The organism is Streptomyces sp. NPDC031064 (assembly GCF_055570965.1).
The window spans coordinates 358,577-368,884 of sequence record NZ_JBVIGF010000001.1; the positions used below are offsets into that span (position 1 = coordinate 358,577).

Here is a 10,308-nt window from a genome sequence, read left to right on the forward strand (position 1 = left end):
GGCTCCTCACTGCTCGCGGATCTCGATGACGTGCTGTCGCTCTGCGTCCTGGGGCAGGTGCACGGCCAGCGACCCGGTCCGGCCCGGCCGCTCGGTGGCCTCGATGCGGAAGGTCTCCTCGACCGCGTGCTCGGATGCCCTCTCCCCCTCCCACCGCAGGGAGAGCCGGAAGGCTCCCCGGTCGTCGCAGAGGGTGCGTTCGTGCCACGGCGTCAGGTCCTGGCTGGTGCGTCCCCTGGCCTCGACGAGGGCGTTCACCACGGGTGCCCCGGTGGTGGCGTCCAGCACGACGCCGTGGACCGTGCGCGCGCCCGGCCGGTAGGGGTAGGCGGTCGCCGGCAGCATGCGGACCAGTCGTGGGGTCGCCTCGACGGCGGGCGGGTGGGCGTCGTTCCAGGGGTGCGCCAGGAATTCGACGCCGACCAGGCCGGCCGAGAACGGCTCCCCGTCGGCCGGGTACAGCGGCCGGCAGCCGGCGGCCGTGAGACGGACCCGGTGGCGCTCCGGCCGGGCCGCCCACGGCTCGGCACGCCTGCCGAGTCCCGGGTACGCGATGACTCCGCTGGGCGTGCGCACCGCCCGGTCGTCCAGCGGCAGCCAGCGGCCGCCGGCCTCGTCGAACCGGTCCAGGCGCGCCTCCACGCCCGCGGTGTGGACCCGGCGTACGTGGTCGTCGAACGGCACCAGCCAGACGGGGCTGTAGAGCGTCGACCGGCTGAGGGGCATGAAGGCGCTCATGGCGTGGCCGTCCCCTCGATGGTCCGGCTCCGCACCGGCCGCACCGCCGTCTCCACGGCCGAGTCCAGGTCGACCACGCGGACCTCGTAGTTCAGCGAGAGCCGGTAGGGCTTCTGGATCGCGTACCAGACCCAGGACTTCTGGTCGAGGGTCAGCGGTGTCAGGGTGAGGTGCAGGGATTCGGTGCTGCCGGCCAGGCCGCCGGACAACTGCGCGCCGTCCAGGATCGCGTCGTCGTAGAAGGTCTGGAGGGCGCGTCCGAGCATGCGGTGCTGGGTCGTCTGGTCGCCGCCCCAGGGAGTGATCAGGTACCGCAGCAGCAGGGCCATCGGCGGCTTGCGGGTGGTCGGCGGGCCGGGCGGCTGGGAGCGCACCGGAGGCCGGTTGCGCGAGGTGGGGTCCTCGGCGATCTCGTAGAGGAACACGGTGAGTTTGGGCGGTGGCGTCTGCACCGTCTCGGAGAGGTCGTTCAGTTCCGCGATCGGCGGTTCCACCTGGCTGAGCCCGCGCAGGGACTGCGTCAGAGTGCTCACGATGACCGACGAGACGTCGGCGATCACACCGAAGTCACCCAATGCGAAGCCCCCCTAGGCCCGGCGTGCCCTGACCACGTATGCCGAGAGGATGAACAGTCCCCTGTGATCCGTCCGCGACTCACCCGTCGCACCAGCGTCACCGGTGCGTCCGCGCCACGGGCCATGACGTCACCGGACACGGACCGACGACGCCGGGGTGACACCCGTGAGGGACACTCGGTCCCCATGGAGACCCCTTCAGCGCGGTCCGGTGTCCTGATAGTCCGGGTGTGGGTGGAAGGCGGCGGGCCGGACGGCTTCCGCGCACGCATCCTCCAGACCGTCGACGGGGAGGAGACGCCTCCGGCGGCGGCGTGCCGGACCGCCGACGTCCTCCTGGCCGTCCGCGCCTGGCTCGATGAGCTGCTGGAACGCGACGGGTGACGTTCCGGCGACGTTCCATTGATTCCGTTGTGACGCCCGTACCACTAAAGAGTCGAACCTGCGGTCATAACTTGCCCGTAACATGGCTCCGAGAATTCAATGAGCCGAGCCGATAGTTCACCTAACCGACATCGGTACCGGGGGCGTCGATGAACGGACAGGCACATCTCATTACCCTGAGACTCCTCAAGGGCTTCACACTCGCGGTCGACCACACGCGTATTCCGGTTTGCTCCAGCACTCAACGGCTCCTGGCGTTCCTGGCTTTGCAGGACATGCCACGGTCCCGGGCCTACGTGGCCGGAATCCTCTGGCCGGACGTCACGGCGTCACGGGCCAGCGCGAACCTGCGGTCGTCGCTATGGCGAGCGGCGCAGACGGGCCATCCCATCATTGACGTGTCCGCACGTGAGCTGGCGCTTTCCCGGCACATCGCCGTGGACCTGCACGAGGCGGTGGCACACGCCCACCGGCTGCTCGACAGTTCCCGGCCGTGCGACGACATCCTCACCATGCAGACGTTGTCCAAGCTTTCCGCGGACCTACTGCCGGAATGGCCGGAAAATGACTGGATGTTGATCGAGCAGGAGCAGTATCATCAGCTCCGCCTTTATGCTTTGGAAGCGATGACCGAGCGGCTTACTTCCGCTCAGCGCTATGGCGAAGCCGTCGCCGCCGGACTCGCGGCCGTTCGTACCGAACCATTGCGGGAAAGTGCCCACCGGGTCCTCGTAAAGGCACACCTGGCCGCCGGAAATAGGGGCGCGGCCCTGCGTCAATACGAACAATGCCGTCGCATCCTCCTGGAGGAACTCGGGCTGGAGCCCTCATCCTCGCTGAGGGCCCTCGTGCCACTGCGCGACCCTGAGCACAGCGAGCATGCCCGGCTTGAGCCGTCCACCACTGCCTGACCCCGCGCACCCGGACAGGCGACGGCAACGCGAAGGCCCGGTGGCCCGGGCGGAGATGAATCCGCCCGGGCCACCGGGCCTCGGTGTGCGGCCGCCGCGGCGGGGCCGGCATGGGCCCCGCCCCCGGGTCACCCGGCGGTGCCGGGACGCCCCTCGGCGAAGGACGCGATGTCGTCCAGGGCGTCGTCAGCCCTGCCGCCCAGCACGGGATCGCGCAGGAGCTGGTTCAGCAGGGCCACGACCCGGTCGCCGACGGCTCCGTGAATCCGGGCCACATGCCCCATACAGGTCACGGCCAGCGCCCTGACCTGGGGGTCGGCGTCCGGGGCGAGACAGCCCACGAGGACGTCCTCGACGCGTTCCCGGTCCGGGTCCTCGTAGGTCAGGGCCAGCAGGGCCCTGGTCGCCCGTTCCGTGTCCCCGCCCGAGATGTCGGCCAGCATCGCCGCTCGCCACTCCTCGGAGCCCGGCGGGCTCATCTGGTTCATGGGCGTTTCACCGTCCCGTTCTTGACCGCCTTTTTCAGAGCGTTCTTCGCCTTCTGCATGCCCGGGTCGGTATCCATGTCGGTCCGCACGTGACCGTGGAAGACCTCGTTCGTTCCGCCTTCCACCTTGCCGCAGCCACAGGGCACTTCCCGCGTCCGGTCGAGGATCACCGTATCGCCGTTCGTCGGGTCGATGCCGACACGGCGGGGCGACGTCGGTTTGATCTGGACGGAGTTGTCCAGAGCGCCCTGGCCGTCCTTCGGCTCGGCGCTGTTCTCCCCGCGCGAGGAGGACCGGGCCTCCGTGCCGTGCTTGCCGCCCGCCTCATAGGTCCGCTCACCACAGTTGTGGACCAGGGCGGACACGGGCCCGGTCACCACGTAGTACGTGTGGATGTCCGTGACCGTGAGGTTGTGGACCGTCGCCGGCTCCGTCCAGCGCTTGACCGAGGTGACCCGGACCCGACTGCCCGTGGCCGTCTCCAGCCGGTCGCCCGGCTCCAGGTCCGTGGCCTTCACCCATGTGCCGAGCTCCGGCACCCAGAACGGGTGGCCGTCGGTGGCGGTGGTTTCGGCGGTCCTGTCGCCCTTCTCCCCGTCCGTGTCGATGGTGATCTCGACCAGGTCCTTGGAACCCTTGCCGACGATGACCGCGGCGACTTCCTTGACCGCCGTGTCGCCGGTCTTGGGGTCCTTCGCCACGACCTTGTCGCCGGGCTTGACGTCCTTGATGGCCTTCGTGGTGCCGTCGGCCATCAGGACGCCGGTCTCCGGAGCGAAACTGTTCACCCGGCAGGACTCGCCGGCCGCTCCGTCACTGTCGCCGCGGGAGCCGTCGCCCCCGCCGCCGTCACCGTTGCTGTCTGCCTTCCTGGCGGCTGTGGCCTCGACTTCGTCGGCTTTCGCCTTTTTGGCCGCCTTGGCCGCGTCAGCCTGTTTCTTCCATTCGGCCATGTCCTCCGTGTACTTGGCCATGGCCTTGGCATCGGCGTCGGAGCGCTTGATGATGCCGGTGGCCCAGCGGACCTCGTCCTCCCACTTGCGGTAGGCGCTCCATGCCTTGTCCAGGGCCTTGAGGAGACGCTTGGCCTTGCCCGCGAACGGGATGGCCGCCTCCGCGACGAGCATCGCGCACGTGCCGACGGAGCCGTTGAGGCAGTCGACGATGTCGTTGTAGCCGCTGGCCTCCTTCACCGCCTCCTTGGCCACGTGCATGACCATGTCCATCTTGGACTGCTTCTTCAGCCACCTGGCCCGCTCGACGTCCTTCTTGCTGACGCTGGGCGTCGGCCTGGACGGGGCGGGAGGGGTACCACCGGACAGCGAGGCCTGGGCCTTCTTGTAGGCGGCCATCGCCTGCTTGAAGAGCTTCATGAAGAAGCCCCAGAACTCGCCCGACGGATCGCTGAAGGTGACCGGGCTGTTGTTGGCGTACGCGTACGGGTTCATCGTCTGCGACTCGGACACGTCGATCATCGGGTCGACCGAGATGAAGCGCCCGAGCGCCGGGTCGTACTCCCGTGCGCCGAGATGGGTGAGACCGGTGGACTCGTCCATCGTGCCGCCGACGAAGCCCTTCTCGCCGGGCCATATCGACGGCTTCTGGCCGCGCGGCTCGCCGAACGGGGTGAACGCGCGGCGCGTCACCGCGCCCGTCGTCGCGTCCACGGCCGTGGTCGCCGTGCCGTTGTGGTCGGACAGCAGGTAGGCCGTGGTGACCTTGCCGCCCTCCGCCGTCCGCACCATCGCCGGGCCGGCGGGGTGCTGGTAGTAGCGGGTGCCCTTCACGACGTTGCCGGCCTTGTCGAGCTGGACTTCCGTACCCGGCAGGTACAGGGTGGTGCCGTTCGGGTCGCGGCGGATCAGGCGGTTGCCGCCCGCGTCGTAGACGTACTCGGTGGACTTGGCCTTGTCACCGGTACCCTCGGTGACCTTCTCCAGGCGGCCCTCGATGTCCCACACCAGGTCCTGGGTGGTGCCCATGACCGTCCGCTTGGTGGTGTTGCCCGCGGCGTCGTAGCCGAAGGAGTCCTCCCGCTCGCCCTCGGGTCCCTTGGTGCGGACCTTCATGAGCTTGCTGGTGGTGGTGGAGCCCTCGGCGTACTCGTAGTCGCGGGTGACGTCCTTGGTGATGTCACCGGTGACGTCGTGCCTGACCTCCGTCTTCCGGTTGCCGGCCGCGTCGAACGTGTACGACGTCCAGTACGGGTTCGGGCCGCCGACCTGCGGCTTGGCGCCCGGCCCCGCCGGGGTGGAGCAGTCGTCGGCCTTCGCCGACGTCCAGGACTCCGTCATCCGGCGCAGGTAGTCGTACGTGAAGCACTGCGTGTCCGTCGTGGCCGCCGTCGGGTTGGCACCCTGGGCGTCCGTGATCTTCAGGATGTTGCCGGCGGCGTCGTACGCGGTGCGGACGTCGCTGATCCGGGCCGTGCCCGTCGTCCCGACCTCCTGGTCGAAGACCGTGCGCAGCGGGCGGCGGGTCTGCTCGTCGAACTCGCGGCTCGTGATGAGCTGCTTGCCGGCGGGGCCGACCCGGGTGCGGAGCACGTCACCCAGCGGCGTGTACTCCGTACCGGCCACGAACGTCTTGCCCGCGACCGCCATGGAGTTGACGACGTCGAACCCGTTGTACGCGACGGACACGCGCTCGCTCGGGAGGCCGGCGACCGCCGGATGGGTGATGGTCTGCGGCAGGCCGACCGTCTTGGTGTACGTGCTGCCGAACGCGTACTCGCCGGCGAGCTTGCCCTCGGACTCGGGGATGACGAGCTTCGTTCCGGTGGGCCGGTACTCGGAGTCGTAACCCGTGACCGCCTGGGTGTAGGCGTTGCCGTTCACGAAGCGGGTTGCGGCGACGGGCATGCCGAGCGCGCCCGGCAGGGTGTCGTACGTCTGCTCGGTGAGCTTGCGGCCCTTGAGCGACCCCTCGTACGTCCCGGTGATCCGGCCGAGCGCGTCGTAGGCGTACGCGATCGTCTTCGCCGGGTTACGGCCGTCCGTGCTGGTCAGTAGCCGGTCGCCCTTGTCGTACGTGGCCTTCGTGGTGCCCTTGTCGGGGTCCTTGGACTCCTGGAGGCGGCCCCGCAGGTCGTACGTGAACGACCAGACGTTGCCCGACTGGTCCGTGACCGACTCCAGCAGCCCCCGGCGCTCGTAGGTGTACCGAGTGCGGTCGTACGCACCCGACGGACCGTCGCCCTTGTACTGGCGCAGCTCCGTCTTGCGGCCCCGGGCGTCGACCATCGCCATGGTCGGGGTCTCGCCCTTGGGCGGGTCGACCGCGATCCAGTCACCGCCGTACGTGGTGGTGGTCCGCCAGGTCTCCTCGCCGAACTTGCGGGCGATCGTGGCGACCGGACGGCCCTGGCCGTCGTACTCGGTGCGGGTCGACGCGGGCACCTTGTTGTCGTCCGAGACCCATAGCTCCGGGGACGGGTCCTTGTCGTTGAAGTGGGCGCCGTTCTCCTTCCAGAGCAGGCCACGGCTGTCGTAGAAGGAGTCGGTGATGACCCGGCCGCCGTCGAGCGCGGGCTGCTGGGTCTGCCGCAGGCGCAGCGCGCCGTCGTAGATGTCGTAGGTGAGCCGGTAGTTGCCGCGCTCCAGCAGCTTCTTGGTCGTGACGACGACGGGCTTGTCCGGGGAGACCGAGTAGCTGAACTCGGCGTCCGGGATCTGTGTGGCCGGGTCGCGGTCCGGCGACCAGGTCTTCACCAGGCGGCCGAGCGCGTCGTACTCCAGGACCTGGCGCCGCTTGTTGGCGTCCTCCTTCGCGAGGGCCAGGCCTCGGCCCGGGTCGAGCTCGGTGGTCTCGGTGTGGCCCTTGGGGTTGGTGACGACCGTCTTGACCGGCAGGGAGCCGGCCGCCGGGACGTACGTCGTGCGGATGGTGTTGTCGTGGATGTCCGTCGCGGAGGTGACGCGGCCGTGCTTGTCGAAGGTGGAGGAGGCGTCCAGTTGGTAGACCGGCTTGCCGTCCTTGTAGTCGGCGAGCGACTCGACCTTGGTGACGTTGTAGGCAGCGTCGTAGGAAATCACCTTGTCGGTATCCACATCGGCGGGGCGCCCGATGTCCTTGGCGTCACACGCCTTCGTCAGGACCTCCATCCGCTTCTGCGGCGTGTACACGTGCTTGTCGGCGTCGTCGACATACTCGTAGCGGGTGCACGTGTCGTCGTCGGTCTTCGACAGGTCGCCGTGGTCCGTGGTGTGGGCCACCCGGCCCCGGCTGTCGTAGGCGTGCTCGACGGCCGTGCGGCGCTGGCCGCGGTTGTCGGACAGGACCGTGCGGGAGGCGATCTTCGTCGTGCCGCCCATCCAGGCCTGGAGGGGTTCGGCGCCTTCCGTGCGCTTGCGGGTCGCGGTGGGGCCGCGGACCCAGGGGGTGTAGAGGGTGGCGGACTTCAGGGCGCCGCCCTCGCCGTCGTAGTACAGCGACTCGCGGACCTGGCCGGCGTGGAGGCGGTGGTCGTCGACCGTGCCGCCCTCGCTGTCCTTGATCTTGGCCTCGCGCTTGCCGGTGGGGAGCTTGTCGCCGTCCATACCGCGGAAGTAGACGGTCTCGACCTGGGAGCGCTTGTCCGGGGCGGTGCCGACGAGGGTGCGGACCTTCTCGTAGCCGCGCCACTGCGACCAGGTGCGGGCCTTCTCGCTGAGCAGCTCGCTGTCGTCGTCGTAGGCCCAGGCCGGGTCGCCGAGGTACTGGAACGTCGTGACCTTCGTCGGCGACGTGCCGTTCTTGTCCTCCTCGCGGACCTCGTCGACGCGGTGCTTGTGGAACCAGTCCGTGAAGTACTTCTTCTTCAGGCCGGTCTCGTCGGTCGGGTCGGGGACCTCGTTGATCACCGGGTAGCAGCGCATCGTGTTGGTGTGCGCGGCAGCGGGGAGCTTCTTCGGGCTGGTCTCCGTCGAGCACTCGGGCTTGGCGTACTCGACGGCGATGCGGGCGCCCGTCTCGGTCTGGATGGTCTCCACGCGCCAGCGCAGGAACGGCGGGTTGCCGTCGCTGTCGTTGTCGACGCGGTTGGGCAACTGCTTGCCCTGGAAGGTCACCGCGGGCAGCGAGACCGGCGTACCGTTCTTGCCGGTGTGCTGGATGGCGCCCAGCCACAGCGGGTAGTCGCCCGCGACGCCGCCGTCACCGGTGGACTTGAAGTCCTGGGTGAGGGTCCAGGTGTCGACCGGCTGGTGCTTGCCGTCCTTGAGGATCTCCGTGGTGATGGAGGTCAGGCGCTTGCGGGTGAAGAACGTGGGCGCGTAGCGGTCCTTGCAGTCCTTGCCCTCGGCGCAGAGCTGGTCGGCCGGCACGTCGGGCCAGTTGCGGGTGACCTCCCACTTGGCCTCGGAGGTGAGCTTGTTCTCGGCGCAGTCGAACGTGGTCGTCCTGACGCAGCGCTCGGCGACCTCGAAGACCACCTGGGCCGGGGCGGTGGCGAACAGGTCGTCGCTGCGCAGGCCGTAGGAGATGCGCTTGAGCCAGCCGCCGCGGTCGTAGCCGCGGTTGGTGGACTTGCCCTCGCGGGTGACGTTGGAGCCGTAGTGGTTGCGCTCCTTGCCGTACCAGTACGTCATGGCGTTGCCGCGCAGGTCCACGACGTAGTCGAGGTTCCAGCGGTACACCTGGTCGCAGACGGAGTTGGCGTACGCGGCCTGGTGGCAGGGCTCGTTCGGGTGGTTGCCGTACACCGGCACCGACCAGGCGGAGTTGGTCTCGGCCTTGCCGGACGCCCAGCCGGGCAGCCGGTCCATGCCGAAGTAGTACTGCACGCCCTCCTCGTTGGTGACGCGCCAGTACTCCTTCTCCTTGTCGCCGTTGGCGGCGCCCTTGAGGAGTTCGACGCGCGAGCCGTCGTCGCTGGCGGGGACCCACTTCTTCGTCTTGTCGTCCAGGACGAGCTGCGTGGAGCTGCCGTTCAGCGACAGGGTGACGACGGGCGGACCCTGGCACAGGTCACCGGTGGGGTGCTTGGGGTTGTTGTACCCCGACCCCTCCTTGCGGTCGTTGGAGCAGGGCACGAACTGGCGCTCGATGAAGTTGGCGCCCGTGTCCCAGCCGTCGCCGACCCAACTGCTCTGCTGCGACGACGCCGAGGAGCGGCCGTCGACACTGGCCGAGGAGTAGCTCAGGCCCAGCGTGGGACCGGGGCCGCCCAGCGAGGAGGGGATCTCCATCGGGTACGACCAGGTGAAGTCACCGGAGGAGCCGCCCGCCTGCCACGAGCCCGAGGGGCTCAGGGAGGTGGCGCGGTAGTCGCCGGACGGGCCGTTGGGCGCGGCCGTCGCGGCCAGCACCACGGCCCCGGCACGCGGCGCTGCCGCGGCCCGGGCGGACGTGACCGACGCCGTACGGGCACCGGTGGCCGTGGCCGTGGCCGGGGGCGCCTGGACGGTGGCCGTCAGGGTGCCCTTGGCCGGGTCGTTGGCCGTGGTGACCGGCGTACGGGTCTGGCACTCGGCCTTCTGCGGTGTCGTCAGCGCGCACGCGGGCATCGCGACGAACGTCAGGCGCGAGCCCCAGCCGCCGCCGTAGGCGTTGCGGAAGCCCTTGTAGTCGAGTTCGACCTGGACCGGTGCGGAGGCCGGGGCCCGGTCGGTGCGGTGGACCTTGAGCAGGACGCCGTCGACGCCCGCCTTGTCGGCGGCGGCGCGGTCGGCGACCTCGACCTGGGCGGTGACGGGCTGTTGGGCCGCCGTACGGCCCTGCGGGGCCGCGGCCAGGCTGACCGGCAGCGAGCCGGCGCGCACGCGCGAGGCCGGGGCGGCGGGCTTGGCGGTGGGCTTGGCGCCGGTCTTGGTGGCGGGCTTGGCGGTGGGCTTCGCCGCGAGCCGCACCTCCGCGGAGCCGGGGGCCGGCCAGGTCACCGAGGGGGACCCGGTCCAGGTCCGCTTCGGCACCGGGTTCCCCCCGGAACCCCCCTTGGCCGGTTTGCCCGGCACGTTCACGAGCTTCTGCAACTCCGGCAGTTCGCCGCCGGCCGCGAATGCGTCCGGGGTCAGGGCCGGGAGTCCGGTCAGCAGAAGCGAGGTGGCGAGCGCCGGCAGTGACCAGCGTATCGCCGTACGTATTCGTCTGTGGGCATGGCTGTGCCCACGTGGTCTTGGCATAGAGATTTCCCCAGTTCATCCCCCGTGAAAAACAGTCGGTGCGAAAGCTACCACCGGGTTCAGCCAGGCGCCCACCCCCGTCCGCGCCTCCGCACTTGGCTCGCGTTCGGGC

Annotated in this window: 6 protein-coding genes; 2 read left to right on the top strand and 4 right to left on the bottom strand. The window is 69.7% G+C overall.

Translation table 11 applies throughout. From position 1 onward, the window contains the following. Window positions 1-6 precede the first annotated feature (6 nt). Together ACZ46W_RS01490 and ACZ46W_RS01495 are read right to left on the bottom strand one after the other, a co-directional pair. Entirely contained in the window at window positions 7-738 is a 732-nt protein-coding gene (locus ACZ46W_RS01490; RefSeq protein ID WP_468329556.1) for a carboxypeptidase regulatory-like domain-containing protein, read from the bottom strand. Beyond that, window positions 735-1,298 carry a Pvc16 family protein gene (locus ACZ46W_RS01495; RefSeq protein ID WP_366126452.1) on the bottom strand — a complete coding sequence of 188 codons (564 nt, stop codon included), beginning with the start codon at window positions 1,296-1,298 and terminating at the stop codon, window positions 735-737. The genes ACZ46W_RS01490 and ACZ46W_RS01495 overlap by 4 nt, the downstream gene beginning before the upstream one ends. A 201-nt stretch (window positions 1,299-1,499) precedes the next feature. Between ACZ46W_RS01495 and ACZ46W_RS01500 the strand changes: the two genes are divergently transcribed. Both ACZ46W_RS01500 and ACZ46W_RS01505 read left to right on the top strand, forming a co-directional pair. Then, entirely contained in the window at window positions 1,500-1,697 is a 198-nt protein-coding gene (locus tag ACZ46W_RS01500; RefSeq protein WP_468329559.1) for a hypothetical protein, read from the top strand. A 149-nt stretch (window positions 1,698-1,846) separates the two neighbouring features. Further along, window positions 1,847-2,608 (top strand): AfsR/SARP family transcriptional regulator, encoded by a 762-nt coding sequence (locus ACZ46W_RS01505; RefSeq protein WP_468329562.1) that lies wholly within the window; start codon window positions 1,847-1,849, stop codon window positions 2,606-2,608. Window positions 2,609-2,736: 128 nt separating this feature from the next. On the opposite strand, the gene ACZ46W_RS01510 is transcribed toward ACZ46W_RS01505, so the two are convergent. Next, window positions 2,737-3,096, bottom strand: a complete 360-nt coding sequence (locus ACZ46W_RS01510; RefSeq protein ID WP_468329565.1) for a hypothetical protein — start codon at window positions 3,094-3,096, stop codon at window positions 2,737-2,739. After that, window positions 3,093-10,196, bottom strand: a complete 7,104-nt coding sequence (locus ACZ46W_RS01515) for a polymorphic toxin-type HINT domain-containing protein (RefSeq protein ID WP_468329568.1) — start codon at window positions 10,194-10,196, stop codon at window positions 3,093-3,095. The genes ACZ46W_RS01510 and ACZ46W_RS01515 overlap by 4 nt, the downstream gene beginning before the upstream one ends. Between the last annotated feature and the right edge of the window lie 112 nt (window positions 10,197-10,308).